The organism is Curtobacterium sp. MCPF17_001, assembly GCF_003234615.1.
GTDB lineage: Bacteria > Actinomycetota > Actinomycetes > Actinomycetales > Microbacteriaceae > Curtobacterium.
Map to the genome: position 1 here is coordinate 160,953 of NZ_QKSL01000006.1, position 24,288 is coordinate 185,240.

At 72.3% G+C, this 24,288-nt stretch carries 28 protein-coding genes and 1 riboswitch; of the genes, 13 read left to right on the plus strand and 15 right to left on the minus strand.

The genetic code is table 11. The features are described from left to right. Positions 1 to 285 precede the first annotated feature (285 nt). Together DEJ24_RS08020 and glyA are read right to left on the minus strand one after the other, a co-directional pair. Positions 286 to 1,197, minus strand: coding sequence for a bifunctional 5,10-methylenetetrahydrofolate dehydrogenase/5,10-methenyltetrahydrofolate cyclohydrolase (locus DEJ24_RS08020; protein ID WP_111078202.1), 912 nt, complete (start codon positions 1,195 to 1,197; stop codon positions 286 to 288). A gap of 17 nt (positions 1,198 to 1,214) precedes the next feature. Further along, the gene (gene glyA / locus DEJ24_RS08025; protein WP_375334522.1) at positions 1,215 to 2,504 is read right to left on the minus strand and encodes a serine hydroxymethyltransferase; all 1,290 of its coding nucleotides are present in this window, start codon (positions 2,502 to 2,504) and stop codon (positions 1,215 to 1,217) included. A 69-nt stretch (positions 2,505 to 2,573) separates the two neighbouring features. Continuing rightward, a riboswitch (ZMP/ZTP riboswitch) is annotated at positions 2,574 to 2,659 on the minus strand. Between the two features lie 38 nt (positions 2,660 to 2,697). Here glyA and clpS point away from each other — a divergent pair. Next, positions 2,698 to 2,985 (plus strand): ATP-dependent Clp protease adapter ClpS, encoded by a 288-nt coding sequence (clpS, locus tag DEJ24_RS08030; RefSeq protein WP_110903463.1) that lies wholly within the window; start codon positions 2,698 to 2,700, stop codon positions 2,983 to 2,985. Then, positions 2,982 to 3,458 carry a DUF2017 family protein gene (locus DEJ24_RS08035; RefSeq protein ID WP_111078161.1) on the plus strand — a complete coding sequence of 159 codons (477 nt, stop codon included), beginning with the start codon at positions 2,982 to 2,984 and terminating at the stop codon, positions 3,456 to 3,458. The genes clpS and DEJ24_RS08035 overlap by 4 nt, the downstream gene beginning before the upstream one ends. A gap of 93 nt (positions 3,459 to 3,551) precedes the next feature. Here DEJ24_RS08035 and DEJ24_RS08040 read toward each other — a convergent pair whose 3' ends face one another. Then, a complete protein-coding gene (locus DEJ24_RS08040) occupies positions 3,552 to 4,427 on the minus strand; it encodes an NmrA family NAD(P)-binding protein (protein WP_111078163.1) in 876 nt (291 codons plus the stop codon). Between the two features lie 81 nt (positions 4,428 to 4,508). Between DEJ24_RS08040 and DEJ24_RS16865 the strand changes: the two genes are divergently transcribed. Genes DEJ24_RS16865 through nagA form a run of 4 tightly spaced genes read left to right on the plus strand, consistent with a single transcriptional unit; the run spans position 4,509 to position 7,411 of the window. Further along, positions 4,509 to 4,973, plus strand: coding sequence for a MarR family winged helix-turn-helix transcriptional regulator (locus DEJ24_RS16865; protein ID WP_181436560.1), 465 nt, complete (start codon positions 4,509 to 4,511; stop codon positions 4,971 to 4,973). A gap of 4 nt (positions 4,974 to 4,977) precedes the next feature. Further along, positions 4,978 to 5,847: a formyltetrahydrofolate deformylase gene (gene purU, locus DEJ24_RS08050; protein ID WP_110903465.1), complete on the plus strand. Its 870-nt coding sequence runs from the start codon at positions 4,978 to 4,980 to the stop codon at positions 5,845 to 5,847. 8 nt (positions 5,848 to 5,855) lie between these two features. Beyond that, the gene (locus DEJ24_RS08055) at positions 5,856 to 6,263 is read left to right on the plus strand and encodes a YrdB family protein (protein ID WP_111078165.1); all 408 of its coding nucleotides are present in this window, start codon (positions 5,856 to 5,858) and stop codon (positions 6,261 to 6,263) included. Beyond that, on the plus strand, positions 6,260 to 7,411 hold the full coding sequence (nagA, locus tag DEJ24_RS08060) for an N-acetylglucosamine-6-phosphate deacetylase (protein WP_258374762.1): 1,152 nt from the start codon (positions 6,260 to 6,262) through the stop codon (positions 7,409 to 7,411). The genes DEJ24_RS08055 and nagA overlap by 4 nt, the downstream gene beginning before the upstream one ends. A gap of 16 nt (positions 7,412 to 7,427) precedes the next feature. Here nagA and DEJ24_RS08065 read toward each other — a convergent pair whose 3' ends face one another. Next, positions 7,428 to 7,925: a MarR family winged helix-turn-helix transcriptional regulator gene (locus DEJ24_RS08065; protein WP_111078167.1), complete on the minus strand. Its 498-nt coding sequence runs from the start codon at positions 7,923 to 7,925 to the stop codon at positions 7,428 to 7,430. 87 nt (positions 7,926 to 8,012) lie between these two features. On the opposite strand from DEJ24_RS08065, the gene DEJ24_RS08070 reads away from it, so the two are divergent. Together DEJ24_RS08070 and DEJ24_RS17410 are read left to right on the plus strand one after the other, a co-directional pair. Then, positions 8,013 to 9,068, plus strand: a complete 1,056-nt coding sequence (locus DEJ24_RS08070; RefSeq protein ID WP_111078170.1) for an LLM class flavin-dependent oxidoreductase — start codon at positions 8,013 to 8,015, stop codon at positions 9,066 to 9,068. A 93-nt stretch (positions 9,069 to 9,161) separates the two neighbouring features. Further along, complete coding sequence (locus DEJ24_RS17410) at positions 9,162 to 9,323, plus strand: zinc-binding dehydrogenase (protein WP_220036703.1); 162 nt, start codon at positions 9,162 to 9,164, stop codon at positions 9,321 to 9,323. A 72-nt stretch (positions 9,324 to 9,395) separates the two neighbouring features. Here the strand turns inward: DEJ24_RS17410 and DEJ24_RS08080 are convergent, their stop codons facing one another. The 3 genes from DEJ24_RS08080 to DEJ24_RS08090 all read right to left on the minus strand — a co-directional run bounded on the left by DEJ24_RS08080 (position 9,396) and on the right by DEJ24_RS08090 (position 13,146). Beyond that, complete coding sequence (locus tag DEJ24_RS08080) at positions 9,396 to 9,626, minus strand: hypothetical protein (protein WP_111078174.1); 231 nt, start codon at positions 9,624 to 9,626, stop codon at positions 9,396 to 9,398. Positions 9,627 to 9,681: 55 nt separating this feature from the next. After that, on the minus strand, positions 9,682 to 12,147 hold the full coding sequence (locus DEJ24_RS08085) for a GH92 family glycosyl hydrolase (protein WP_258374763.1): 2,466 nt from the start codon (positions 12,145 to 12,147) through the stop codon (positions 9,682 to 9,684). A gap of 108 nt (positions 12,148 to 12,255) precedes the next feature. Next, the gene (locus tag DEJ24_RS08090) at positions 12,256 to 13,146 is read right to left on the minus strand and encodes an SDR family NAD(P)-dependent oxidoreductase (protein WP_111078178.1); all 891 of its coding nucleotides are present in this window, start codon (positions 13,144 to 13,146) and stop codon (positions 12,256 to 12,258) included. Positions 13,147 to 13,229: 83 nt separating this feature from the next. On the opposite strand from DEJ24_RS08090, the gene DEJ24_RS08095 reads away from it, so the two are divergent. Continuing rightward, positions 13,230 to 13,805 (plus strand): TetR/AcrR family transcriptional regulator, encoded by a 576-nt coding sequence (locus DEJ24_RS08095; protein WP_111078180.1) that lies wholly within the window; start codon positions 13,230 to 13,232, stop codon positions 13,803 to 13,805. A gap of 5 nt (positions 13,806 to 13,810) precedes the next feature. Next, on the plus strand, positions 13,811 to 14,980 hold the full coding sequence (locus DEJ24_RS08100; RefSeq protein WP_111078205.1) for a MalY/PatB family protein: 1,170 nt from the start codon (positions 13,811 to 13,813) through the stop codon (positions 14,978 to 14,980). A gap of 87 nt (positions 14,981 to 15,067) precedes the next feature. Here DEJ24_RS08100 and nagB read toward each other — a convergent pair whose 3' ends face one another. Continuing rightward, positions 15,068 to 15,853, minus strand: a complete 786-nt coding sequence (gene nagB, locus DEJ24_RS08105) for a glucosamine-6-phosphate deaminase (protein ID WP_111078182.1) — start codon at positions 15,851 to 15,853, stop codon at positions 15,068 to 15,070. Positions 15,854 to 15,927: 74 nt separating this feature from the next. Here nagB and DEJ24_RS08110 point away from each other — a divergent pair, with 74 nt between their 5' ends. Then, complete coding sequence (locus DEJ24_RS08110; RefSeq protein WP_111078184.1) at positions 15,928 to 16,407, plus strand: NUDIX domain-containing protein; 480 nt, start codon at positions 15,928 to 15,930, stop codon at positions 16,405 to 16,407. A gap of 59 nt (positions 16,408 to 16,466) precedes the next feature. Here DEJ24_RS08110 and DEJ24_RS08115 read toward each other — a convergent pair whose 3' ends face one another. Genes DEJ24_RS08115 through DEJ24_RS08130 form a run of 4 tightly spaced genes read right to left on the minus strand, consistent with a single transcriptional unit; the run spans position 16,467 to position 20,603 of the window. Beyond that, on the minus strand, positions 16,467 to 17,537 hold the full coding sequence (locus DEJ24_RS08115) for an ABC transporter ATP-binding protein (RefSeq protein ID WP_111078186.1): 1,071 nt from the start codon (positions 17,535 to 17,537) through the stop codon (positions 16,467 to 16,469). Continuing rightward, positions 17,534 to 18,472: an ABC transporter permease gene (locus tag DEJ24_RS08120; RefSeq protein WP_375334699.1), complete on the minus strand. Its 939-nt coding sequence runs from the start codon at positions 18,470 to 18,472 to the stop codon at positions 17,534 to 17,536. The genes DEJ24_RS08115 and DEJ24_RS08120 overlap by 4 nt, the downstream gene beginning before the upstream one ends. Beyond that, a complete protein-coding gene (locus tag DEJ24_RS08125; protein ID WP_111078207.1) occupies positions 18,460 to 19,455 on the minus strand; it encodes an ABC transporter permease subunit in 996 nt (331 codons plus the stop codon). The genes DEJ24_RS08120 and DEJ24_RS08125 overlap by 13 nt, the downstream gene beginning before the upstream one ends. 5 nt (positions 19,456 to 19,460) lie before the next feature. Then, the gene (locus DEJ24_RS08130) at positions 19,461 to 20,603 is read right to left on the minus strand and encodes an ABC transporter substrate-binding protein (protein ID WP_111078187.1); all 1,143 of its coding nucleotides are present in this window, start codon (positions 20,601 to 20,603) and stop codon (positions 19,461 to 19,463) included. Between the two features lie 188 nt (positions 20,604 to 20,791). On the opposite strand from DEJ24_RS08130, the gene DEJ24_RS08135 reads away from it, so the two are divergent. Both DEJ24_RS08135 and DEJ24_RS08140 read left to right on the plus strand, forming a co-directional pair. Further along, a complete protein-coding gene (locus DEJ24_RS08135) occupies positions 20,792 to 21,229 on the plus strand; it encodes a YdeI/OmpD-associated family protein (protein ID WP_111078188.1) in 438 nt (145 codons plus the stop codon). Between the two features lie 26 nt (positions 21,230 to 21,255). Then, positions 21,256 to 22,110 carry a hypothetical protein gene (locus DEJ24_RS08140; protein WP_146242653.1) on the plus strand — a complete coding sequence of 285 codons (855 nt, stop codon included), beginning with the start codon at positions 21,256 to 21,258 and terminating at the stop codon, positions 22,108 to 22,110. A gap of 163 nt (positions 22,111 to 22,273) precedes the next feature. Here DEJ24_RS08140 and DEJ24_RS08145 read toward each other — a convergent pair whose 3' ends face one another. The 3 genes from DEJ24_RS08145 to DEJ24_RS08155 all read right to left on the minus strand — a co-directional run. Beyond that, positions 22,274 to 23,137, minus strand: a complete 864-nt coding sequence (locus DEJ24_RS08145) for an NAD(P)H-hydrate dehydratase (protein WP_111078190.1) — start codon at positions 23,135 to 23,137, stop codon at positions 22,274 to 22,276. Then, the gene (locus tag DEJ24_RS08150) at positions 23,130 to 23,876 is read right to left on the minus strand and encodes a histidine phosphatase family protein (protein WP_111078191.1); all 747 of its coding nucleotides are present in this window, start codon (positions 23,874 to 23,876) and stop codon (positions 23,130 to 23,132) included. The genes DEJ24_RS08145 and DEJ24_RS08150 overlap by 8 nt, the downstream gene beginning before the upstream one ends. Before the next feature lie 138 nt (positions 23,877 to 24,014). Next, on the minus strand, positions 24,015 to 24,288 hold a 274-nt coding region (locus DEJ24_RS08155; RefSeq protein WP_146245962.1), incomplete at its 5' end, for an LPXTG cell wall anchor domain-containing protein.

Genomic DNA, 24,288 nt, shown 5'->3' on the forward strand with positions numbered 1-24,288 from the left:
CTTCCTCCGGCCGGGAGGCGCGTGTCGGGGCGGCACCGCGCCTCCCGGCCGCGCCGTCCCCGACGCGAAAGCGACAGATGTGCGCGCTTGAACGGCGCGCATCTGTCGCTTTCGCGTACCAGGCCGCCACCGCGCCTCGCGGGCGGGGCCACCGCGCGCTCACGCCGGGCCGGGCCGCGCGGGGCCACGCGGTGCCGCGCGCGCCGTCGGAGACGCGAAAGCGACGGATGTGCGCGCGTCTTCCGCGCACATCTGTCGCTTTCGCGTTCCGGACCGCGGCCGCGGCTAGCGCAGGCGGCGCTCGGCCGCCTCGACCACGTTCTTCATGAGCATCGCGCGCGTCATCGGGCCGACGCCGCCGGGGACCGGCGACATGAACCCGGCGACCGCCGCGACGGCAGGGTCCACGTCACCGCACAGGCGCGCCTTGCCGGTCTCCTCGTTGACGACCCGCGTGATGCCGACGTCGATCACGGCCGCGCCGGGCTGCACCCAGTCCGGCTTGACGAGTCCGGCGACCCCGGCGGCCGCGATGACGATGTCCGCGCGGCGGCACTCGGCCGCGACGTCCGCCGTCAGGGAGTGCGTCAGCGTGGCAGTGGCCTCGAGACGGGTCAGGAGCAGCCCGAGCGGCCGGCCGACGGTGAGCCCCTGGCCGATGATCGTCACGTGCTTCCCGCGGATCGGGATGTCGTAGGCACGGAGCATCTCGACGATGCCGCGCGGGGTGCACGGCAGGGGCGCGTCGATCGTGCCGGCTCCACCGGGGACGGCGAGCACGAGCTCCCCGAGGTTCGTCGGGTGCAGGCCGTCGGCGTCCTTCGAGGGGTCCATCAGCTCGAGCATCGGCGTCGGGTCGATGCCCTCCGGCAGCGGGAGCTGCACGATGAACGCGGTGACTCGGGGGTCGTCGTTCATCTGCAGGATCGCGGCACGGATGTCAGCGGCCGAAGCGGTCGTGGGCAGGTCCAGGCGGATCGACTCGATGCCGATCTGCGCCGAGTCACGGTGCTTGCCGGCGACGTAGGACAGCGAGCCGGCGTTCTCGCCGACGAGGATCGTGCCGAGGCCAGGGTGGATGCCCCGCTCGTGCAGACGGTCGACACGGACACGGAGTTCCTCGAGCGTGCGGGCAGCGAGGGCGGTGCCGTCGATGCGCACGGCCGAGTCCTCCCCCGCCCACCGAGCAGTGGGCAGGGGAGCCACGGCGCCGCTCACGCGTAGAGCGGGAACGCGTCGGTCAGGGTCTTCACCCGGGCCGAGAGTGCTGCCACGTCGGGGTCCGGCATCAGCGTCAGCGCGATGATGTCCGCGACCTCGGTGAACTCGGCGTCGCCGAACCCGCGGGTGGCGAGTGCCGACGTCCCGATGCGGACACCCGAGGTGACCATCGGCGGACGCGGGTCGAACGGCACGGAGTTGCGGTTCACGGTGATGCCGACGTCGTGCAGGAGGTCCTCGGCCTGCTTGCCGTCGACCTCGGACTCGCGCAGGTCGACCAGCACCAGGTGCACGTCGGTGCCACCGGTGAGGACGTCGATGCCGGCGGCCTTGGCGTCCGGCTGGGTCAGGCGCGCCGCGAGGGCCTGGGCGCCGCGGATGGTGCGCTCCTGGCGGTCCTTGAACTCGGGGGTGCCGGCGAGCAGGAACGCGGTGGCCTTCGCCGCGATGACGTGCATCAGCGGGCCACCCTGCTGCCCCGGGAACACGGCGGAGTTCAGCTTCTTGAACAGCGTCTCGTCGTTGGACAGGATGATGCCCGAGCGGGGTCCGGCGAGGGTCTTGTGCACGGTCGACGACACGACGTGGGCGTGCGGGACGGGCGACGGGTGCAGTCCCGCGGCGACGAGACCGGCGAAGTGCGCCATGTCGACCCAGAGCTTCGCGCCCACCTCGTCCGCGATCTCGCGGAACTTCGCGAAGTCGAGCTGACGGGGGTAGGCAGACCAGCCGGCGATGAGGACCTTCGGCTGGTGCTCGATGGCCTTCGCGCGGATGTCGTCGTAGTCGACCTCGAAGGTCTCGGGGTCGACGCCGTACGAGACGGCGTTGTAGATCCGGCCGGAGAAGTTGAGCTTCATGCCGTGCGTCAGGTGCCCGCCGTGCGCGAGCTCGAGGCCGAGGATGGTGTCACCGGCCGACGCGATCGCGTGCAGGACCGCGGCGTTGGCCGTGGCGCCGGAGTGCGGCTGGACGTTGGCGTACGCGGCGCCGAAGAGGGCCTTCGCACGGTCGATCGCGAGCTGCTCGGCGACGTCGACGTACTCGCAGCCGCCGTAGTAGCGCTTGCCCGGGTAGCCCTCGGCGTACTTGTTCGTGAGGACGGAGCCCTGGGACTCCAGGATCGCGCGGGGCACGAAGTTCTCGGACGCGATCATCTCGAGGAAGTCGCGCTGACGGCCGAGCTCCTGCTGCAGGACGGCGGCGATCTCCGGGTCGACCTCGGAGAGGGGGGCGTTGAAGGACGACTGGGTCGCGGCGGGCGACAGGTCGGTGATGGACACGGGACTCCTCGTTGTCTGGCGCGCCGGAGCGCGACACCGCCGAGCAGACGCGCGACGGGGTGGACGATTGGTTGCGGCCCAGGCGTACGGCCGCGCACCGTGTCAGGTGTCGCTCCCCGATGGTGACCCATCCAACGCCAGTCGCGACCCCCCGATCGTACCGAGGCCACCGGTTCGTGTCACCCTTGACTCCATGACCATGCTGAGTCCGGACGTCGACGAGCGGACCTCGGTGCGCGCCGACGTCCCGTGGACGACGGTGGTGTGGGACGACCCGGTCAACCTGATGTCGTACGTCACCTACGTCTTCGAGTCCTACTTCGGCTTCCCCCGGGCGAAGGCCGAGCGCCTGATGCACCAGGTCGACTCCGACGGTCGGGCGATCGTCGCGACCGGGCACCGCGAGGAGATGGAGCGCCACGTGGAGGCCATGCACGGCTACGGCCTGCAGGCGACCGTCGACCGGGCCCCCGCCGCGTGATCCCCTTCGTCCGCCGCGCCGACGGCGTGCACCTCGGCCTGGCCTCCGGCGAGCGCGCCGTCCTCACCTCGCTGGTCGAGCAGCTGCGCCAGGTCATCGACCACGACCTGGCGACGGACCCGGTGGCCGTCCGGATGTTCCCGGACGCGTACCCGGAGGACGACGAGGCCAGCGCCGAGTTCCGCCGCTACACGCAGGAGGACCTGCGCACCGCCAAGTCCGCGAACGCCGCCGTGGTCCACGAGTGGCTGACGGGTGCTCGCGACGGCGCGTTCACCCGGGCCGACGAGCAGGCGTGGCTCCGGTCCCTCACCGACCTGCGCCTGACGATCGCGGACCGCCTGGGCATCGTGGACCGCGCGACGGCCGACAACGGGCTGGACGGGGACGACGGCAGCGTCGGACTGCGGGACGTCTACGACTGGCTCGGGTACGTGCAGGAGCACCTGGTGGTCACGATCTCGTCGCGCTGACGGGCCGCTCGCCGGTGCGTCTGCCGGACGGGAGGCGCGCCACACGGCCGACACGGGCCTCCCGCCCGATGCCTTCCGGACTCGCACCACGTGTCAGTGCCCCAGCAGCTCCCGCCGGTGTGCCCGCGCCCAGTCGGAGAGCGGCGTCGCCGGGTCCCCGGCGATGCGCTCGACCTCGTCCGTGAGCACGTCGACCCCGTCGAGGCCCCGCCGCGCGACCACGCCGAACTGCTGCCGGAGTCCCTCGGCCTGCCACCCGGGCATGCCGGTCAGGCGCAGCATGCCGCCGAAGACGCGGCTGGGCAGGTGCAGGTAGCGCACTGGCCGGCCGAGTCCGGTGGCGAGCTCACGGGCGACGCCGCGACCGTCGAGCAGCTCCGGCCCGGTCAGGACGGGTTCGTCGCCGTGGTGGACGCCGGCCTGCAGCACGGTGCTGGCGACGCGGGCGATGTCGAGCGTGTCGATCCAGCCGATGACGCCGTCGCCCATGGTCTGCGGGAACAGCCCGCGTCGGATCGCCGGCCCGGAGGACTCCAGGTTCGTCATGAAGCCCGACGGGTGCAGGATCGTCCGTTCCAGTCCGCTCGCCCGGACGGCACGGTCGATCCGCCAGATGGCACTGGCCCAGGGCATCGGCGAGTGTTCGGCCGCGTCGCCGCCGGAGAGCTGGACGATCGCGCGGACCCCGGCGGCTCGGGCTGCATGGACGGCGGTGATGCCGTGCTCCGCCTGGCGTTCGGTGGCAGCGGTGACGAGGAAGAGCTGGTCGACGCCCTCGAGTGCGGCGGTGAGGGCTTCGCCGTCGTCCATGTCGGCGAGGCGGGCGTCGATCCCTCGGTCGCGGAAGGCCCTGACCTGCTCGGTGCGTCGGACGACGGCGCGGACGTCCGCTCCGGCCGCGTGCAGCATCTCGATGGTCTTGCCGCCGACGTCGCCGGTCGCACCGGTGACCGCGATGGTGTCGCTCATGGTTCCTCCTGGTGGGCGAGGCTGACGTTCGGAGTGAGTATCAGCCTTCTGATACTGAACGGTACGCCGTACGATCGGTCCGTGCCTCGGGAGTTCTCAGCGACGCGAGACGACGTCGACGCCATCGCTGCATGGACGGTGATCCGGGCGGCGCGCGAACTCGCCCGACGCCTGGCCACCGAGCTCGACCCGCTCGACCTCACCCCGGTCGAGTTCGGTGTCCTCGTCCAGCTCGCCGCGGCCGACGGCCTCAGCCAGGCCGACCTCGCCCGTGCCGTGGGCGTCCGCCCGCAGAGCATGACGCCGCTCGTGACGGGGCTCGGCGGACGCGGGCTGCTCGACCGGGGTGCCGAACGGGGCCGCGGCCGACTCTCCCGCATCCGACTGACACCGGCGGGCCGCGAGCTGCTGGGCCGGGCGTACCCGGTCGTGCACGCGAGCAACCGGTGGTTCGGCGACTCCCCGGAGGACAGCGCCGCACTGGTCACGACGCTGCGGCCCCTGCTCGGCGACGCCGGCGACCCGGTCGACGCCCCGGTACCCTGAACCGGTGACCGACCCGAGCTCCGCGAACCCCACGCACTGGACCCTCACGCTGGTCTGCGACGACCGGCCGGGCATCGTGCACGCCGTCTCCGGAGCCGTGGTCGCGGCCGAGGGCAACATCACCGAGTCGCAGCAGTTCTCGAGCGCGGACACGAACACGTTCTTCATGCGCCTGCAGGTGATGGCCCCCGTCGACCGCCAGACCTTCCAGGAGGCCCTGGCACCCGTCGTCGAGCGGTACCGCATGCGCGTCCAGCTCGACGTCGTCGGCCGGCCGATGCGCACGCTGGTCCTGGTGTCGAAGGCCGGACACTGCCTCAACGACCTGCTCTACCGGCAGCGCGGCGGGCAGCTGCCGATCGACGTGCCGCTCGTGCTGGCGAACCACCCGGACCTGGCCGGACTGGCGTCGTTCTACTCGGTGCCGTTCGAGCACCGTCCCGTCACCGACGCCGACTCGAAGGCCGCGATGGAGCGCCGCATCCTCGAAGCGGTCGAGGAGCACGACATCGAGCTCGTCGTCCTCGCCCGCTACATGCAGATCCTCTCCCCCGAGCTGTGCGCGGCCCTCGCCGGTCGTGCCGTGAACATCCACCATTCGTTCCTGCCCGGATTCAAGGGTGCGAACCCGTACCGGCAGGCGCACGCCCGTGGTGTGAAGCTCATCGGCGCCACCGCGCACTTCGTCACGAGCGACCTGGACGAGGGCCCGATCATCGAGCAGAACGTCGTCCGGGTCGACCACACGAAGGAACCGGCCGAACTCGTCTCGATCGGGCAGGACGAGGAGTCCCGCACCCTGACCCAGGCCGTGCGCTGGATCGCCGAGGACCGCGTGCTCCTCGACGGCGCCCGCACGATCATCTTCAAGTAGGCCCGGCGATGCACGACGCACCCCGCAGCCCGATCGACCCCGGCGACGACCACGTACCGGCGACGCCTGCCGCAGCAGGGCGACGGTTCGACGTCTGGAGTGCCCTCCGCTTCCTGGTCTGCGCCTTCGGTCTGCTGTCTCTGGCGTACTGGGGGTACCTGACCTGGCCGTACCCGTTCCCCGCACTGTTCTTCATCGTCGGCGCCCCGCTGTTCGCCGCCCTGGTGTGGTTCTTCTTCCGCTCACCGAACTCGCCGATCGAGACCGACGTCGTCGGCAAGACCATCGTCGAGGTCGCCCTCGTCGTCGCGGCCGGAGCGACCTGGATCTCGCTGGGCCACCCGGCCGTCGGACTCGTCTTCGTCGTCGTGGCCGCCGTGAGCGGGATCGTCGCGGCCCGGCGGGAGACCGCGTGAGCACCGCCGGACGGGAGGCCCGCCGCACGCTGGTCCGCGCCGCCCACCTGGTCGACGTGGCCGGCCCCGTGACGGACGGATGGGTGCTCGTCGGAGGGGACACGATCCTCCAGGCCGGGACGGGAGTCGCACCGGACGCCGACGAGGTCGAGGACCTCGGCGACGCGACCCTGGTGCCCGGCTTCCTCGACCTGCACGGACACGGCGGCGCGACCCAGGCGTACGAGGACGACGACTTCAGCGCAGCCCTGGCAGCGCACCACACACACGGCACCACCCGCTCGGTGGTGAGCCTGGTCGCGAACCCGGTGCCGGAACTCGCCCGGTCGCTCGACCGGATCCGCACGGTGACGGCGACCGATCCCCTCGTGCTCGGAGCGCATCTCGAGGGGCCGTTCCTCTCCCCGCACAACAAGGGGGCACACAACGAGGACCACCTCGTCGCGCCGACGCCCGGGGCCGTCGACGCGTTGCTCGCAGCGGGCGACGGCGTCCTCCGCCAGATCACGATCGCGCCCGAGCTGCCCGGCGCGCTCGACGCCGTCCGTCGGTTCGTCGCCGCCGGGGTCACCGTCGCCGTCGGGCACACGGTCGGGACGTACGAGCAGGCGCGTGCCGCGTTCGACGCCGGTGCGACCGTCCTGACGCACGCGTTCAACGCGATGCCGGGGCTGCACCACCGCCGTCCGGGGCCGATCGGCGCCGCGGTGGAGGACGACCGGGTCACCCTCGAACTCATCCTCGACGGTGTGCACGTGCACCCGGCCGCAGCGCGCACGCTGTTCCGCGCTGCTCCCGGTCGGATCGCGCTCATCACCGACGCGATGGGTGCCGCGGGGGCTGCCGATGGCCCCTACCGACTCGGCTCGCTCGACGTCACCGTCACGGACGGCGTCGCGCACGTCACCGGGACGGACACGATCGCCGGCTCGACCCTGACGCAGGACGTCGCGCTCCGGAACGCCGTGCGGCTCGCAGGGCAGTCACTGCCGGAGGCCGTCGCCGCGCTGACGAGCATCCCGGCGGGGGCCCTCGGGCTCGGCGACCGGTTCGGGCGTCTCGCGCCCGGGTTCGCTGCGGACCTCGTCGCGCTGTCGCCGTCGCTCGAGGTCGAGCGCGTGTGGGGTGGCGGGCGGGAGCTGCGCTGACGACGGACGCGGCCCGTCAGCCTTCGGGTGCCGGTCGCCCGGCGTCGAGGTGGCGGTGCAGGGCCGCCGTGAGCACCCGCATGTCCTCGAGTTGCTCGGCGGTGAACGCGTCGATGAAGACGTCGCGGACGACACGGAGGTGCGCGGCGGAGGAACTGCGGAACACCCCCGCCCCGGTCGGGCTGAGCGTGATGGCCGCACCGCGAGCGTCGCCACCGACCGCGCCCCGGAGCACGAGCTGCCGTGCCTCCATGCGCCGGAGGTGGTGCGAGAGCCGACTCCGCTCCCAGCCCACGACCACGGCGAGGTCCGACGACCGCAGGGTCCGGTCGGGAGCCTCGCTCAGCGCCAGCATCACCGAGTAGTCGCCGGGCGAGATCCCGGAGGTCTCCTGGAACGCGGCCGCCAGGGTGCGCTTGACGCGCTCGGAGGTCTCGACGTAGTCCCGCCAGACCGCCAGCTCGGACGCACGCATCGACCGCTTGCCGGCACGTTGCTCCTGCGGTTCACCCATGTGCGTCCTCCTGTTGACAACGCGACGGTACCGTCACATGATTGACGCGTCAACCATTTGGTTGATGTGTCAATCACGTGAGGGACCATGCCCGACATCATCTTCGGCCTCGACACGTTCGGTGACGTCCCCTCTGACGACACCGGCGTGCAGGTCAGTCACGCCCGTTCGATCCGGCAACTCGTCGACGAAGCCGTCCTGGCCGACGAACTCGGCGTCGACGTCTTCACCGTGGGCGAGCACCACCGCCCGGAGTACTCGGTCTCGTCGCCGGAGACGGTGCTCGCGGGGCTGGCCACGGCGACGGAGCGCATCCGCCTCAGCTCCGGCGTCACGGTCCTCAGCTCGGATGACCCCGTACGGGTGTTCCAGCGGTTCGCGACCGTCGACGCCCTGTCGAACGGGCGGGCCGAGGTGATCCTCGGGCGCGGCTCCTTCACCGAGTCGTTCCCGCTCTTCGGCTACGACATGGCCGACTACGACGTGCTGTTCGAGGAGAAGATCGAGCTGTTCGCGCGACTGCTGCGGGAGACGCCCGTCACCTGGTCCGGGACGACCCGAGCGCCGCTCGTCGACGCCGACGTGTTCCCGAAGACCGAGCACGGCCTGACGACCTGGGTCGGCGTGGGCGGATCCCCGGAGTCGGTCGTGCGGACCGCGCGGTACGGCTTCCCGCTCATGCTCGCGATCATCGGCGGCCAGCCCGAGCGCTTCGCGCCGTTCCTCGACCTCTACCGCCGCGCGACCGAGCAGTTCGGGACACCGCGGCACCCGGTCGGGATGCACTCCCCCGGATTCGTCGCGGACACCGACGACGAGGCCCGGGAAGCGTGGTTCCCGCACTACAAGGTGGTGCGGGACCGCATCGGCGCGCTCCGTGGCTGGCCGCCGGTGACCCGCGCCGAGTTCGACCGCGAGGTCGAGTCCGGGTCGATGTACGTCGGGTCCGCCGAGACCGTCGCCCAGCGGATCGCACGCAGCGTGCACACGATGGGCGTCGGGCGCTTCGACATGATCTACACCTCGGGTGCCCAGTCGATGCGGTCGCGCCTGCGGTCCGTCGAGCTGTACGGCAGCACGGTCGTCCCGCGCGTCCGCGAGTTGCTCGCCGACATGCCCTCGTCGCCCGCAATGGACGCCTGAGTCGACCGGCCCACCGTCCGATAGTCCGACATCCGACCGTCCGCCCATCCGCCCGTCCGCCCGTCCGCCCGGACGTCAGTGCCCGGCGGCCAGGTGCGCGGGCGCAGCTGCCAGCGAGGCGTCGAGCCGGGAGCCGCGGCGCTCCCCGGGTCCACACTGCAGATCGAGCGCCGGTACGCACTGGACGAGGCTGCTGCCGCGCACCGGGCAGCGGAGGGCGGTCACACGGTCGGGAAGCTCGTGGTCGTCCCGTAGCTCGACGGGGCTCCGGACCGGCCGGTCCGCGAGGGCGACGACGAGCGACCAGTCGCCACCGGGGGCTCCGTGCTAGCGGCCCTGGTCGCGGGTCCCGCGGCGCTGCGCGAGGACACCCTGCACTGCCCACACGACGAGTCCGACCGCGCCGACGACCGTCCCGCCCAGCATCAGCGCGCCCGCACCGATGTCCGCGTCGCCCGCCGGACCGGCCGCGTTGCTGAACCCGCCGACCACGACCATCACGAGCCCGCAGGCGAGCAGGATCATGCCGACGAGGGCGATGGGACGACGACGCTGCATGCCACGAACACTAGTGGCGGGCGGAGGAACGACGCGCCTCGACTCCCGGAGGCGCCTACCGGTCCTGCGGCCGGTCCCGCGGCGCGGTCGCCCACTCCGTGTCCGGAGTGCTCCCGACCCGGAGCGACAGCCTGCCACCCCGGTTCACGAAGGACGACGGCACCCACGACTTCGTCAGGGTCCGACCGTCGAGCCGTGCGCCCTGCACGTACTGCTCGGTGCCCGAGGACCGGATGACGATCCGCTGGCCGCTCGACCGCCGGATGTCGACCGTGCTGAACGTCGGGCTGCCGATGAGCATCTCGGCACGGCCCGGCGTCTGCGGGAAGAGTCCGATCGAGGCGAAGACGTACCAGGCGCTCATCGTCCCGAGGTCGTCGTTCCCCGGCAGCCCGCCGGGCCCGGTGCTGTAGGCGTCGTCGACGACACGGCGCACGGTCTCCTGCGTCTTCCACGGCTGTCCGAGCGCGTTGTACATCCACGGTGTGTGGATGTCGGGCTCGTTCGTCGGGTCGAACTTCGTCGCGTCGCCGCCGGTCACCGCGAAGTTCCCCGCGGCGTCGTGGAAGAACGCGTCGAGTCGGGCCACCGCGGCAGCGTCGCCACCGAGCGCAGCGGACAGCCCGCTGACGTCCTGCGGCACGAGCCACGTGTACTGCGCGCTGGTCCCCTGCGCGAAGCCGGTCCCGGTGGACGGTGACCACCCGGGCGTCCACGTCCCGTCGGCCTGGCGTGCCGCCTGGTACCCGACGGCCGCGTTGAACGTGTTCTTCCAGTACGTCCCGCGTTCTGCGAACATCCGGGCGTCGGAGCGCAGCCCCATGGATCCCGCCCAGGAGCCGAGTGCGCTGTCCGAGATCGAGTCCTCGAGCGTCTCGGCGGCCCCGCCCCAGCACGAGCAGTCGTCGTTCGCGGCGTACTGCCGCTGCAGGTACTCGTCGAGTGCCGGTCGTTGCGCGAGGCACTGCCCCGGGCAGCCGATGTCGCTCTCGGCGTCCGCGTTCTCCACCGTCGCCTGCCGTTTGAGCGACTGGTACGCGGCTTGGACGTCGAAGTTCCGGACGCCCATCGCGTACCAGGTGGCGAGCGTCGCGGCCGAGGGGTCACCGGTCATCACGTGGGTCGGGGCACCGAGGTGCAGCCACCGGTCCCAGATGCCGCCGTTCTGCTGGGCGAACCGCAGCATCGACTGGGCCATGTCCCCGGCGACGTCCGGTCGGAGCAGGGCGAGCAGCTGGATCTGCGCCCGGTACTGGTCCCACCCGGAGTACGTGCCGTAGACCGCCGCGTGCCCACGGTCGATGCGGTGCACGCGCATGTCCGGCCCGAGGTACCGACCGTCGCGGTCGTTCAGCGTGTTCGGCTGCATGAGCGCGTGGTACACCGACGTGTACAGCTGCGTGGTCCGGTCAGCCGTGCCGCCGCCGACCCGGATGCGGGACAGTTCGCGGTTCCAGGAGGCCCGTGTCCCCGCCGCCACACTGGCGACCGTCGCGTGCCGCTGCACCTCGGCATCGCGGTTCGCGACCGCACCCGCGGCGCTGACGTACGAGATGCCGATCTTCGCGTGCACGGTGGCACCGCGACGCGCGTCGAACCCGACCCATGCACCGGAGCCGCGTCCGGCACGGTCGGCCCCGGTCAGGTAGCCCTCCCCGCCGGAGGCGCGCGTGCCTCCCGGCTGGACGGTGCCGTCCTTCCAGGTGCCGGTGCTCGTGAAGTCGCGGTCGAAGGTGGCGGTGAAGTAGAGGCGGTAGTAGCTGCGACGGTCCGGGTTGGTCGCGCCGCCGCCGTTGCCGCGACGGCTGCAGAAGCCGCCGGTCAGGACGCTGCCGCTCACCGTGCGGGTCCGGGCGTCGACGCGGGTGTCGGCGGCTTCGCTGCCGTTGATCGAGTTCGAGGTGCGGAACAGCAGGTTCGCGTCCTTGCCGGCGGGGAAGGCGAACTCGCCGATGCCGGCACGCGTGGTGACCGCGAGGTCGGTGCGGACGCCGTTGTCGAGCTGGACGCCGTAGCGGCCGGGGCTCGCGGACTCCTGGTCGTGGGAGTAGCCCGCGGCGTAGACGGCGTCGGTCGAGTCCGCCGAGGGCGAGGTCGTGACCGCCGTGGTGATCGGCATGATCGGCACGTCGCCGGCGGCGCCGGGTGCACAGCCGGCGCCGTTGAGGTGCGTCAGGCTGAAGCCGCGCAGGCGGTTGACGTCGTAGGAGTAGCCGTTCGCGACCGGGGTCGAGGTCTGGTCGCCCTTCGTTCCGGTCGGGCTCCACTGCAGCATCCCGAACGGGGCGGTCGCGCCCGGCCAGGTGTTGCCGTCGTGGCTGGTCCCGATGAACGGGTCGACCGATGCTGCGGGGTCGGTGACCGGCCGGGAGGCCGTGGTCGCCCCCGCCGGGCTGGTCGCGGGGGCCGCCGTAGCCGGGGAGGCGACCACCCCCGTGCCGAGCAGCGCGGCGATCGTGGCGGCCGCGGCGAGCGGGAACGGACGGAGGAGCGGGCGACGGTGCACGCGAGGACTGGTCACGTCCGCGACGCTAGCCCCCTCGGACGAGGGACGTGCGCCGGGTCACCGAGCGGTCGCCCGGTGTTCACGTCCAGGCAGGGTCCGCTCCGCGCTCACGTCGATCCGCTGTCAGGCGCGGGTGCGGTCGACGGCCTGTTCGACCGATGTGCGCACGCGTGACCGGAAGGCCGGGTCGGCGGCGGCGCCACGGACCGGGACGACGTGCAGTCGGCGGTCGGAACGGCTGAGGCCGGGGCCGACGAAGGAGCCCTCCTCGACGTCGGGAGCCGTCGCGGCCCAGAGGATCGAGCGCGCGCCGTCGTCGGGCGTGCGGGCGAACAGCCGTGCCACCGCTCCCCCGAGCCGCGCGCGGAGGGTCTCCGTCTGGCCGTTCATGCCCGTGGCGGCGACGCCCGGGTGCGCGATCACCGACCGGACCGGGGAGCCCGATGCCCGCAGCCGCTCCCCGAGGTCCACCGCGAGGGCGGCCGCCGCGGTCTTCGAGGCGACGTACACCGGGAGCTGGCGGTAGGCGGCCGCATCCCCCACGGCATCGAGGTCCGGCACGCGGGAGGTCCGCTGCGAGAAGTTCGAGCCGACCAGGACCACGCGCGGCGACGGACCGCCGAGCACGGGCAACATCGCGTCGGCGAGCGCCGCCGGTCCCACGACGTTCGTGGCCCAGGTCCGCTCGACCCCGTCTACGCCGAGCGCGAAGGCGGGCGCGGAGACCCCCGCGTTGTTGACCAGGGCATCGACGACGATGCCGTCCTCGGCGAGGTGCCGGGCGAACGCCGTGACGGACGCGACGGACGCGGTGTCGACGAGCCGGGCCTCCAGGCCGGAGGGCAGGACGCGGGCCGCCTTGTCGAGGTCGCGGACCCCGGCGACGACGCGCGCTCCTGCGGCGGCGAGCCGGGTGGCGACGGCGAGGCCGAGGCCACCGGTCGCGCCGGTGACGACGACGGTCCTGCCGTGTTGGTCCGGCATCTGGTCGGGTTCCCAGTCGAAGGACTGCATGGGGGGGGCTCCTGGTCGGTCGCTTGCTCGGTCAAAACGGATGATCTATCCGGAACGGTAGCACAAGCGGATACACTGTCCACATGACCGACCTCGCTCGTCCGGACTCCCTGCGCGCGGACGCCTTGCGCAACCGCGCGGCCCTGCTCTCAGTCGCGCGGGAGCACCTCGAGCGGGGCGAGTCCACGCAGCTCAACGCGGTCGCGCGGGAGGCCGGTGTCGGCGTGGGCACCGCCTACCGGCACTTCCCCACCCAGCAGCACCTGCTGGAGGCGCTCGCGATCGACGCCTTCGAGGCGATGCTCGACCGGGTGCGCGACGCGGTCGTGCTCCCGGACGTCGACGCGGCCGTCCGCGGGGTCGTGACCGAGGCCTTCCGGGGACTGGTCGACGACGCAGCGCTCGGGGACCTGCTGACGAGCGGGCGGTTCTCGTGCGCGGACACGATGGCGCTGGCCGGGGACCTCGTCGCCGCTGTCGGGGAACTGCTCGAACGAGGTGCCGCCGCCGGTGTCGTCCGCGGCGACGTCGGACCGGACGACGTCCGCCGCCTGGTCTGCGGGATGCGGGAGGCAGCCACCGCGGGCGGGGTCACCGTCGCGGATCCGGACCGGTACGTCGAGATCCTGCTCACCGGGCTGCGTCCCCTGCGAGGATGACCAGCATGAGCGTCATGGTCTCCGTGTTCGATGCCTCCCGAACCCGCACGAGCGAGAAGTACACGGCCTACCCGCCGGAGGTGCTGCCGATGTTCGTCGCCGAGATGGACTGCGCCCTCGCCGAACCGGTGCGGGACGCCCTGGTCCGAGCCGTCACCGACGGCGACACCGGCTACGTGGGGCACGGCCGCGCGCTCCCGGAGGCGTTCGCGGACTTCGCGGCCGACCGGTGGGACTGGCAGGTCGACCCGGACCTCGTCCGGACGACCACGGACGTGTCGGTCGCCGCGGTCGAGACCCTGCGGCGGGTCATCGAGCCGGGCGACCAGGTCGTCGTGATGCCCCCGGTCTACGCGCCGTTCTGGGAGTACGTCACCGAGGCCGGCGGCTCGGTGACCGAGGTCCCGCTCCTGGCACCGTCGGGCACCGCTGACCCCTACAGCACCACGGCGGGCTGGCGGATGGACCTGGACGGGGTGCGGCAGGCGTTCGCCGAGGGTGCCCGCACGGTGCTGCTCTGCAACCCGCACAACCCCCTCGGGCTCGTGCACGACCGCGAGTCCCTCGCCGCACTGGCACGGCTCGCCACGGAGTGGGACGCGGTGGTGGTCTCCGACGAGATCCACGCGCCGCTCGTCCACGCCGATGCGACCTTCACGCCGTTCCTCGACTCCTGCCTCGAGGCCGCGGCCGTCGGCGTCGCCCTGACCAGTGCGAGCAAGGCGTGGAACCTGGCCGGCACCAAGTGCGCGCTCATGATCGGGGGCTCCGACCGGGCCCGGACGTGGTTCGACGGGATGCCGACCGAGGTCGTCGAGCGCACCGGGATCCTCGGCTACACCGCGAGCGTCGCCGCGTTCTCCGAGGGCGGTCCCTGGCTGGCGTCACTGCTGGCGGAACTGCAGGCGAACCGGCGGATCCTGGCCGAGGAGCTCGGGACAGCGCTGCCCGGTGCCGGCTACCGACAGCCGCAGGCGTCGTACCTGGCGTGGCTCGACCTCCGGGCGCTGCCGTGGGGCGACGACCCGGCCCTCCGGCTGGTGGACGAGGCGAAGGTGGCGCTGTCGAACGGTCGCGACTTCGGACGGCAGGGCATCGGGCACGCCCGGCTGAACTTCGGCTGCTCCGAGGAGAGCCTGCGCGAGGGGCTGTCCCGCCTGGCTGCCGCCGTCTGACCCCCGCGGAACGCAACGTCGGCGGCTGCACGCAACGGAACACCGCTGCGAGGAACCGCCGACGTTGCGTTTTGCGGGGGGGGGGGGCTACTCGAAGCGCTGCCAGGACGGCTTGTTCGCGTACGTGTAGCGGTAGTAGTCGGCGAGACGGAGGCCCGCGGCGGCCTCTTCGTCGACGACGACCGTGGCGTGCTCGTGCAGCTGCAGCGCGGAGCCCGGGACGAAGGAGCTCAGCGGCCCCTCGACCGCGGCGGCGACCGCATCCGCCTTCGCCGCACCCTGCGCGACGAGGACGAGCTCGCGGGCCTCGAGGATCGTGCCGAGCCCCTGCGTCATGCAGTGCGTCGGCACCTGGTCGGGCGAGTCGAAGAACCGGGCGTTCGCCTCGCGTGTGGACGGCGCGAGGGTCTTGATGCGGGTCCGGGACGCGAACGAGGACGTCGGCTCGTTGAACCCGATGTGCCCGTTCGCGCCGATGCCGAGGATCTGCACGTCGACCCCACCGGCGGCCCGGATCGCGGCGTCGTACTCCTTCGCGGCGAACGCCAGGTCCCCGGCACGGCCGTCCGGCACCCGGACCCGGGTCGGGTCGAAGCCGAGTGGCCCGACGACGTCGCGGGCGATGACGCTGGCGTACGACTCCGGGTGTTCGAGCGGGATGCCGACGTACTCGTCGAGCGCGAACCCGCGGGCCTGCGCGAACGACAGCTCGCCGGCCTCGACACGACGACGCAGGTCGGCGTAGATGCCCTCGGGGCTCGACCCCGTGGCGAGTCCGACGACCGCGGACGGCTTCTCCGTGACGACCGACGCGATCTTGGCCGCGGCGACGCGACCGACCTCCGCCGGAGTGGGCAGGATGATGATCTCCACGCCGTCAGCCTACTGGTCATGACCAGTGCGCGACAGGGGTCGGACGCTCCGGGCGACCCCGGTAGCGTGGCGGCATGCCCACCCCCGACTTCGTCCTGTCCCTGCGCGAGAAGGTCGGCACCGAGCTGCTCTGGCTCACCGGCGTCACCGCGGTCGTCACCCGCGGCGACGGCGACGACCGCGAACTCCTCGTCGTCCGCCGCGCCGACAACGGCGCGCTCACCCCGGTCACCGGCATCGTGGATCCCGGTGAGGAACCCGCCGTGGCCGCCGAGCGCGAGGTCCTCGAGGAGGCCGACGTCGTCGCCGTCGCCGAGCGCCTCGCGTGGGTGCAGACGCTCGAACCGATGACCTACCCGAACGGCGACCGGGCGCAGTACATGGACCTCGTCTTCGCCTGCCGCTGGGTGTCGGGGGACCCGTACCCGGCCGACGGCGAGAACACCGAGGCGTTCTGGGCACCGGTCACGAGCCTCCCGGACATGCCCGAGAACATGCGCCGACGGGTCGACGCGGTCCTGGCGGACGAGGTCGCGGCGCGCTTCGAGCGCTGACCGGACGGGAGGCACGCCCCACCCGCGCCGCGTCCCCTGCAGTCAGGAGACGGCTGCGATCAGGAGACGGGTGCCACCGCCACCGGAGCGCCGAGCAGCCGGACCGCCACGGGGTCACCGGACGCGCGTCGGTCGCCGACCTCGTGCTGGACCGTGACGATGGTGTCGTCGTCGAGCCGGACCGTGGTGCGCCGGATCGAGCCGAGGAAGCTCGAGGAGACGACGGTGCCGGTGACGCCCTCGGGAGCGAACGCGATGTCCTCCGGTCGGACGTAGGCGAGCACGGGACCGTCCGCCACGGTGAGGTCGAGTGCGGGGACCCGGAAACCGTAGACGAACACGTCGCCGCCGCGCAGGTCACCGCCGAGTCGGTTCGACTGCCCGACGAAGTCCGCCGTGAACGCCGACGACGGGGAGCGGTAGAGCTCCTCGGGCGTCCCGATCTGCTCGATGTCGCCCGCGTTCATCACCGCGATCCGGTCGGACACGGCGAGCGCCTCCTCTTGGTCGTGCGTGACGAAGACCGTGGTGATGCCGAGGTCGGACTGGATACGGCGGATTTCCTCGCGGAGGGACACCCGCACCTTGGCGTCGAGGGCGGACAGCGGCTCGTCGAGGAGCAGCACGCGGGGGCGGGTGACGAGCGCGCGGGCGAGTGCCACGCGCTGCTGCTGCCCACCGGAGAGCTGGTGCGGGAACCGATCGGCGAAGTCGGCGAGGTGCACCATGTCGAGCGCGTCGACGACCCGGGACTTCCGCTCGGACGACGGCACCCTGCGCATCTCGAGGCCGAACGCCACGTTCTGCCGCACGGTCATGTGCGGGAACAGCGAGTACTGCTGGAAGACCATCCCCATGTCGCGCTTGTTCGCGGGGGTGTTCGCCACGTCCTCGCCGTCGATGCGGATGGCACCGGCGTCGATCGCCTCGAGCCCGGCGAGCGCGCGCAACGCGGTCGTCTTGCCGCAGCCGGAGGGGCCGAGGAGCGACACGAACTCCCCCGGCTCGACGCGCAGCGACAACCCGGCGAGTGCCCGGTGGGCGCCGTAGCGCTTCTCGACCGCCTCGAGTTCGACGACGGCGCCGGTGCCCGACAGGGACGCGAGGGCGGCGGGTGCAGTGGTGGTCATGCGGGGTCCTTGCGGTGGGGACGACGGACACGCGTGCGGCGCCGACCGATCCGGCCGATGGCGACGAGCAGCAGGAAGCCGAACACCAGCGCGCCGAGCGAGAAGATCGCCGCGACGTACGGGTCGGTCCCCTGCACGAGGAGCAGTGCCGTCTGGAAGGTGGTGCGGGAGAGGAACGACGCCAGGGTGTACTCGCCCAGGACGACCGTGATCGTGAGGAAGCACGCGGCGAGGATCCCCCGCCGCAGGTTCGGCAGGAGCACCCGCCACGTCACCGTCCACCACGACGCCCCGAGGGAGCGGGCGGCCTCGGTCAGGGTGATCAGGTCCATCGACGTGATCGCGGCGGAGATCGGACGGAAGGCGAACGGCAGCGCGATGATGCCGATGGCGAAGGACAGCGTCCAGGCGCCGGACCCGAACACCTGGGCGACGACCTGGTAGACGGGCACGAACCCGACGACGAGCACGACGACCGGCACGGTGATCGGCACCAGGCAGACGAACTCGAGGATGCGTCGGAGCCGCGGGTGGTGCAGGGCGGTGATGACCTGCGCGGGCAGCAGCACGAGCAGGACGATCGCGACCGCGATGACCGCGATCAGGAGCGAGGCGCCGAGGCCGTCGAACACCGGCTGGTAGGTGCCCGCGTTCGCCGGGTCGGCGAGGGCCGTGTAGTGCGCCGTGGTCAGGCTGCCGTCGGTGCCCTGCCGGAACGTGAACTGCAGCAGCGCGACCAGCGGCACCGCGAAGATGAGTCCGACGACGACCAGGACGATCGCGGCGGTGCCCCGTGACGGGGCTGCACCGAACTGTGGGACGCGGGACGGGCCTCCCGTCCGAGCGGAACGTGCCGGACGTGCCGGACGGGCCGGGCCTGCCGGACGGGCCGGGCCTGCCGGACGGGCCGGCGCTCCCGCGCTCACCGCTGCCACCGGGCGGCGCGACGCTGCAGCAGCGAGTACGCCGTCATCACGACCGCCATCACGACGACCATGCCGAGGGCCAGGACCCCCGCGACGTTCTGCAGGCCGATGATCGTCTCGCTGGTGAGCTGCGCGCGGATCGTCAGCGGGACGATGCCGCCCTGCGAGATGAGCGCAGCCGCCGTCGCGAACGACGAGAACCCGTTCGCGAACAGCAGCAGCAGCGATCCCCAGAACGCCGGCGCGAGCACGGGCAGCGCCACGCGACGCCAGTAGGTGGCGCGCGATGCTCCGAGCGTCGCCGCGGCCTCGCCCCACTGCGTCTTGACGCCCTCGAGTGCGGGCATGAAGGTGAGGACCATGAGCGGTACCTGGAAGTACACGTAGGGGATCACCAGGCCGGGCACCGTGTAGAGGAAGGCGCCGTCGGCGTTGAGGTCCCAGTGGAAGGTGGACACCAGCCACGCCGTAACCAGTCCCTGCGTGCCGATCGTCGCGATGAACGCGAAGGCGAGCATCACACCGCCGAACTGGGCCAGCACGCTGGCGGCGGAGTCGATCATCGACCGGACGATGCCGTCCGGCCGGAGCGCGGCGAGCGCCCAGCACACGAGCGCCCCGACCACCGCCCCGATCACGGCCGAGGCCGCGGACAGCCCGAACGAGCCACCGAAGGCCCGCAGCACGCTGGGGTCGCCGAGCGCGGCCAGGTTCGCGAGCGTCGGGTGGCCCGACGCGTCGAAGAACCCGGAACCGACGGCGATCAGCGCCGGCACGGCGAGGAAGAGCAGCACGTACGCCGCGAACGGGGTGAGGCCGAGCCACGCGACGCCGCCGCGGCGCCGGACACGGGGTCCGGCGCCGCGGCGGGCGGCGGCATCGGCCTGCGTGCCCGCGCGGGTCGCGGTCGCCTGCTCGCTCGTGACGAGCGTCGCGGCCGGGACCCCGGCGGCGGGCACCCCCGCGGTGCCGGGGGCCGATGCGGTGGTCATGCTGCTCAGGAGCCCATCGTGGACGACCACTCGGCCGCCAGGACCTTCGCGGCCGCGGTCACCTGCGCGTCGGTCAGCTCGACCGAGTTCTTCGGTGCGCCACCGGCGGCCTGCAGCGCGTCCTCGTCGACCTTGCCCGACTCCTGGAGCGCGGCGAGGGTGGACGGGAACGCTCCGGCCTGCAGGTACAGGTTCTGGGCGTCGGGGCTGGCGATGTACTCCTGCCACAGGCGGGCGGCCGCGGGGTGCGGGGCGTCCTTGTTGATCGCCTGCGAGTAGTACGAGCTGAGCGCCTGCCCCTCGGGGACGACGGTCTTCCAGTGCTCGTTGCCGCTCGCGCCGGCTGCCGGGCCCCAGGCCAGGTTGTTGTAGGACCACTGGACGACGACGGGGGTCTCACCCGAGGCGACCGTGGCCTGCGACGGCAACACGTTCTGGAAGTTGCCGGCCTGCTTGAGCTTGCCGAAGAAGTCGACGCCCTTCGTGATGTCGTCGGCCGATCCGCCGTTCTCGAGCGCCGCGAGGTACACCGCGCTGGCGGCCTGGTTCGCCTGGGTGGGGTCGCCGGCGATCGAGACCTTGCCCTTGTACTCGGCGCCGAGCAGGTCGCTCAGGTCCTTCGGGGCGTCCTCGATCTTCGACGAGTCGTACCCGATCGACATCAGGCCCGTGTAGTCACGGGTCCAGGCGCCGTCCTTGTCCTTGAGGTCCGTGGGGATGTCGCTCCAGTTCGCGACCTTGTAGTCCGTCAGCAGGCCGAGGTTCTGCTGCAGGACCGCGTTGCCGAGGTCGAGGACGTCCGGAGCCGTCGACTGGCCCTTTTGCGACTTCACGGCGGCGACCTCGTCAGCGCTCGACCCGTTCGGGTTCGCGGAGTTGATCTTGATGCCGTACTTCTCCGTGAAGCCGTCGATGATCTTGCCGTAGTTCGCCCAGCTCGGCGGCAGCGCGATGACGTTGAGCTGCCCCTCCGCCTTCGCGGCCTTCACCAGGGCGTCCATGCCGCCGGCGCCCTCGGCGCTCGTGGCGGTCTTCCAGCTCGCGTCGCCGCTGCTCGTCGAGGCGGAGCTCGTGGCCGAGCAACCGGCGAGGGTGACGACGGCCGCTGCGGCGAATGCCAGGCCGGTGAGGGTGCGCTTGTACTGCACGGGGAAGCCTTCCGTGTTCGGGTCCGACCCGTCGGGCCGGTCCGGCTGGGAGCGCCGGTCGGGACGATCGTGGACGCGGCCGGTTTCCGGTCCGTGCTCGAACGGTGAACGGTGGCAGAACAGCGCGTGCGCCTGTACGGTTCTGCGTGATCTCGGTCCGCCGGTGATCGAGCAGCCGGGAGGCCCGCATGGAGTTCACGACGACCGTCCTGCAGGCGCGGGTCAACGCCACCGGCCTGCCCGTCCCGCCCGAGGTGATCGAGGCGCTGGGCTCCGGCGGGCGCCCGGCCGTCGTGGTCACCATCGACGGTGGCTACACCTACCGCTCGACGGTCGGCGTGATGGGCGGACAGGCCCTCGTCCCGCTGTCCGCGGAGCACCGGACGGCCTCGGGCATCGTCGCTGGGCAGACCGTGGCGGTGTCGCTCGAGGTGGACACCCTGCCGCGGACCGTGGACGTGGCGGACGACCTGGACCAGGCGCTCACAGCCGCCGGGGTCCGCGCCGCGTTCGACACGCTGTCGGCGTCACGGCAGCGGGCGCTCGTCGACCCGGTGACGCAGGCGAAGGCGCCGGAGACCCGCGCGCGGCGGGTCGCGAAGGCCGTGGAGTCGCTCCGCGGGTGACTGGGTCGACTGGCATGATGTACCACATGCCAGTACCGCTCGGGGTGGTCCGTTTCCGCGCCTACCGCCGCTACGAAGCCCTCCGAGTCGAAGCCAGCAACGCCCTCATGGGGCTCCTCGCAGGCGCACAGCTCTCGAACCACCTCCTCCAGCTGAACCGCGGTTCTGACCGGCTCCTGCCCGAGGTGTACCCGAACGTGCCGCACATCCGCCGCTTCAACCTCACGGCCGAGGCAGCGAGCGACATCCTCGCCGAGGCCGACGTCCACCTCGGCGCGATGAGCATCGCCTACGTCCTTGCGCTCCACGAGGACTCCCTGAAGACCTGTCTGGGCATGGCTGCAGACGCCGGGCTCGTCTCACGCCGACGCGCTCGAGAGACGCCGTCGGCCGGGCAGCACGAGGCACTGCAGCAGGCGTGCGGGTCGCGCATCGACGGCCTCCCTCTCGAACAGTTGGCGGTCCTGCGCAGGATGCGGAACGCGGTCATCCACGACGGCGGTCGGGTGGACCAGGGTCTCGTGGACGCCGTGTCCGCCCTCTCCCCGGCCGCGGTGCTGGCCTGGACGAAGGCCTCGGGGAGCGATCCCACACGGCTGGCGAAGGGCGACGTACTCCGACTGGGCCACGGGGAGATGCTGCTGGCGCTCGCCGTCACCAAGGCGATCGATCGAGCGTGCAACGGTCTGCTGCAGCTCGGGCTTCCACGAGACCATTGGATCCGTGAGGCGGTCGAGGACGCCCTGACCGAGCACCCGCAAGCGGGGCATGCTGCCACGGTGCTACGGAAGTGCCATGGGTTCGCCCGTCATCACTACGGGCCGCTCAGGCTCGCCCGCGCCGAGGTCGAGTCCGAACTCGCTCGTCGCCGCGACGGCTGAAGGCAAAACGGGGCTCTACTCGTTGAGCTACGTGCCAGGACTTGCACCTGGGTCTCCGCGTTTCTGTGGGGATTCCGGTCGTGATCCGGAAGCGGCCTGCACCGATCTCCTGCTTGGAACGGTACCAGCATCGTCGCCACCTGCCAACGCGGTGGACGCCGCCTCAGGCGCCGAACTCGACCAGGACGCGTGGGATCTCGCCGAGCAGTTCGCTCGCCAGGTAGCCCATCGGTCCGACCTGCACCGCCAGTCGGTCCCCCGCGGCGGCGTGCACCTGCGTCGCCCAGACCGTGGCCTGCGCGACGTCGGCGCCGCGAGCGAGCAGACCGGTGATCGCACCGGAGAGGACGTCCCCGCTGCCACTGGTCCCCAGACCCCCGGCGCCGGTGCCCTTCGCCCAGGCCCGACCGTCCGGGGCGGCGATGATCCCGCCGAGGGAGACGACCGCCCCGAAGCGCTCGGCGATCTCCGCCGCGTCGGTGTGGTCGTCGGAGCAGTCCCGGCCGAGCAGTCGTTCGGCCTCGCCGGAGTTCGGCGTCATCACGAGTCGGCCGCGCAGCGGGGCGAGTTCGTCCACCAGGTCTGCGGCGACCCCGAGCGCGAAGGCGTCGAGCACGACGACCGTCTCGTCGCCGACGGCCGCGGCGAGTCCGGCGACGAGGTCGCGGCTCCCCTCGGGTTCGTCGAGCCCCGGGCCGACGAGCACCGCGTCGGCGGCTGCCAGGTCGTCCGTCAGGCTCTGGATCGCGCCGACGGCCACGTGGCCGCCCTCGTCCTCGGCGAGGGGCTGCACGCCCGACTCGGGCAGGGCGACGGCGACGTGTGGTGCGACGCTGCCCGCGACGGCGAGCGTCAGGCGTCCACCGCCGACACGGAGGGCTGCGGTCGCGGACAGCATCGCCGCGCCGGGGGTCTTCGCGGCGCCACCGACGACGAGCACCTGGCCGCGGCCGTACTTGCTGCCGCCGACCTCCGGCAGGGACCACTCACGGAGCAGGTTCGGGGTGACGGGGATGGGCTCAGACACGGGCGTCGTCCTTCCGGCCTTCGTGTTCGGTGACGGCCGCGTCCGGGTCCTCGTCGAGGTGTCCGGTGCCGGAGAACTCCTCGAGCGTCCACGGGGCACCGAGTGCGTCGCGGCGGAGTCGGGTGAGCGAGGCGTTCGCGACGGTGTGGTCCTCCGCGAAGGCCATCAGTTCGGGTTCGTCGAGGTCCAGGCCGACGGCGATGGCGAGCATGACGACGGCGTCGTGGGCGGCGATCACGAGACGCTCGGCGTGCTCGATGCGGTCGACGTCGGCGAAGAGCGTGCGCAGTCGGAGCATCACGTCGACCCAGGACTCGCCACCGGCCGGCCGGTGGTAGTACTTGCCGAGCCACTGGCGACGCTGCTCCTCGTCGGGGTGCAGGTTCGCGGACCCGGTGCGGGTCAGCCGGTCGAGGACGCCGAGTTCCCGGTCACGCAGCCGTTCGTCGACGCGGCGCGGGGGTTCGGTGAGGCCGCCGGCCTCGAGCGCGATGCCGATCGTCTGCTGCGCTCGACGGTAGGGCGAGACCCAGAGCACGACGGGCACGTCGTCGACCCCGCGATCGGCGAGTTCGGCACCGAGCGCCCGGGACTGCTCCTCGCCGAGGGGGCTCAGCGGGACGTCGGCGTCCCGGTGGTCGACCTCGATGACGTCGGCGCCCGCGGCCTCGGCCTCGGCTGCTGCGACGTTCGCGGTGGACTCGCCGTGACGGACGAGCCAGATCTCGGTGACGGCCATGGCCCGGACACTAGCCGGGAGGCGCTGGACCGGTTCACGGGCGCGTGCCGCCGGGCGGCACCCACGACCACGGCGGACAGCACACGGCACCGCCCGCCCGGAGACGAGCGGTGCCGTGTGTGGTGCGGGTGGTGTGGCTCAGACGCGGGCTGCGCGACGACGACGGGCGACGACGGTCAGACTGATGCCCGCGGCCAGCAGCACGCCGGCGATGCCGAGCGGAACCGTCGGGTCACTTCCGGTGAAGGCCAGCGTTCCGGTCGGGGTCCGGCCGTTGCCGGAGACCACGCCTGCGGTGGTCGGGCTGTCGGTCGGGGTCGTGCCGGCGGGCGTGCCAGCGGGCGCTGTCGGTGCCGGGGTGGTGGGCGTCGGCGAGGGCACCGGAGCGGCCGACACCCAGGTCGTCACGGTC

Bases quoted from the DNA above. Each gene is read 5' to 3' on its own strand.
- DEJ24_RS08135 (WP_111078188.1), top strand. From the start codon at position 20,792: ATGGAGTTCACGACGACCGTCCTGCAGGCGCGGGTCAACGCCACCGGC.
- DEJ24_RS08115 (WP_111078186.1), bottom strand. From the start codon at position 17,537: ATGACCACCACTGCACCCGCCGCCCTCGCGTCCCTGTCGGGCACCGGC.
- DEJ24_RS08090 (WP_111078178.1), bottom strand. From the start codon at position 13,146: ATGCAGTCCTTCGACTGGGAACCCGACCAGATGCCGGACCAACACGGC.
- DEJ24_RS08055 (WP_111078165.1), top strand. From the start codon at position 5,856: ATGCACGACGCACCCCGCAGCCCGATCGACCCCGGCGACGACCACGTA.
- DEJ24_RS08065 (WP_111078167.1), bottom strand. From the start codon at position 7,925: ATGGGTGAACCGCAGGAGCAACGTGCCGGCAAGCGGTCGATGCGTGCG.
- clpS (WP_110903463.1), top strand. From the start codon at position 2,698: ATGACCATGCTGAGTCCGGACGTCGACGAGCGGACCTCGGTGCGCGCC.
- DEJ24_RS08095 (WP_111078180.1), top strand. From the start codon at position 13,230: ATGACCGACCTCGCTCGTCCGGACTCCCTGCGCGCGGACGCCTTGCGC.
- DEJ24_RS08100 (WP_111078205.1), top strand. From the start codon at position 13,811: ATGAGCGTCATGGTCTCCGTGTTCGATGCCTCCCGAACCCGCACGAGC.
- DEJ24_RS08125 (WP_111078207.1), bottom strand. From the start codon at position 19,455: ATGACCACCGCATCGGCCCCCGGCACCGCGGGGGTGCCCGCCGCCGGG.
- DEJ24_RS08150 (WP_111078191.1), bottom strand. From the start codon at position 23,876: ATGGCCGTCACCGAGATCTGGCTCGTCCGTCACGGCGAGTCCACCGCG.
- DEJ24_RS08110 (WP_111078184.1), top strand. From the start codon at position 15,928: ATGCCCACCCCCGACTTCGTCCTGTCCCTGCGCGAGAAGGTCGGCACC.
- DEJ24_RS08080 (WP_111078174.1), bottom strand. From the start codon at position 9,626: ATGCAGCGTCGTCGTCCCATCGCCCTCGTCGGCATGATCCTGCTCGCC.
- DEJ24_RS08070 (WP_111078170.1), top strand. From the start codon at position 8,013: ATGCCCGACATCATCTTCGGCCTCGACACGTTCGGTGACGTCCCCTCT.
- DEJ24_RS08140 (WP_146242653.1), top strand. From the start codon at position 21,256: ATGCCAGTACCGCTCGGGGTGGTCCGTTTCCGCGCCTACCGCCGCTAC.
- DEJ24_RS08040 (WP_111078163.1), bottom strand. From the start codon at position 4,427: ATGAGCGACACCATCGCGGTCACCGGTGCGACCGGCGACGTCGGCGGC.